Consider the following 793-nt stretch of genomic DNA (forward strand, 5'->3'; position numbering starts at 1 on the left):
ACCTAACGGTCAGGGCTATGAAACCGCTGCTGTTCCTTAAAGTTAGTGATAATTTTAAAGGCGAACGATTGAGCTAGGATGATTTATTATCCTAAGCGAGATCGTTGCAGTGTTTTATAGGCTTTGTTACAAGCATTATTTATACGTTTATTAGACATCACTTACAAGGTATTTCTCTATGAATATATCTCTGATCTCTGACATACTCCCAAAAGTCAATTTGATTCATTGATATTCCTTTATTAATAAATATCATATTCATTTCAAGAATCTCCCTGAATTGAGTGCTATTCTTTTTAATGAATACTTCCTCCAGCTTGATCGGTAGCTCTTTAAGTTTAATGGAGTCACCAAAAGGATATTGTATTTCAGGTATAGATTTTACGTAAAGTGAATCAAATTCAAAAATCCTGATTTTTAGAAAATGTTTATGATTCTCAATAAGCTCTATTCCTGTGTCTGTGATGTCAATAAAATCGCTCGAGTCAGATAGACTTTGCTCCTTCATTATGAATGTATTATCATTATTCCTCTCTAAGAAATCAATAATATTATCAGTGCCTTTTAAAACAAAGTTTTTAGGTATTCTGAAATATACATCTTCTTTATACCATCCTTCACCATATGCTCCTTTCTCAGGAGGGGAACTAACTACAACAACATAAGACGACGTATCTAGGTAGTAGTAATCGTCTATCTGGCTATAGCCGAAACTGGTGATAAAAAGAATAGATAAAAGTAGATACTTCATTAATTTCTCTCGTATTTTCGGATGTCCTTAGTTGCTTGTAAC

Annotated in this window: 1 protein-coding gene; it reads right to left on the minus strand. The window is 32.9% G+C overall.

Features of this window, described 5'->3' with window-relative positions; translation table 11 throughout:
* Positions 1-157 precede the first annotated feature (157 nt).
* The gene (locus C6368_RS17045; protein ID WP_107040416.1) at positions 158-751 is read right to left on the minus strand and encodes a hypothetical protein; all 594 of its coding nucleotides are present in this window, start codon (positions 749-751) and stop codon (positions 158-160) included.
* Positions 752-793: the final 42 nt, after the last annotated feature.

This window comes from Brumimicrobium mesophilum (assembly GCF_003025005.1).
In the GTDB taxonomy this organism is placed as follows: Bacteria; Bacteroidota; Bacteroidia; order Flavobacteriales_D; family Crocinitomicaceae; genus Brumimicrobium; species Brumimicrobium mesophilum.

Coding starts and splice junctions, on each gene's coding strand:
- C6368_RS17045 (WP_107040416.1), bottom strand. CDS start 751: ATGAAGTATCTACTTTTATCTATTCTTTTTATCACCAGTTTCGGCTAT.